We start from the raw sequence: 275 nt of genomic DNA on the forward strand, positions 1-275 counted from the left end.
GGGCCTTGATCATCCTGTTCGGCCTGCATTTGATCGGCGCTTTGGCCAAGCTGAAGCCGATTCCTGGCGTTGTGATCGGCGCGATTTTCCTGGTTCTGGGGCTGCTGGCACTCCTGCGCGGCGACGAGTTGTTTGCCGGACTGCAGGCGGTGCACTTCTTTTCGCTCTCGGTGATCGGATTTCTGGGCCCGGCTTTGGCGCGCTGGCTCAATCGCGATGTGCATCTGCGCAGCACCGGCAAACAGCCGGGCATGCTGAGCGGATTTCTGTTGGGG

General features: G+C 61.5%; 1 protein-coding gene. It reads left to right on the top strand.

Going from position 1 to position 275, the window contains the following annotated elements:
- The coding region (locus KVT28_RS25080; RefSeq protein ID WP_217550868.1) for a hypothetical protein at window positions 1-275 on the top strand (275 nt) is incomplete at both ends.

Source organism: Pantoea sp. GbtcB22, assembly GCF_019091025.1.
Classification (GTDB): domain Bacteria; phylum Pseudomonadota; class Gammaproteobacteria; order Enterobacterales; family Enterobacteriaceae; genus Pantoea; species Pantoea leporis.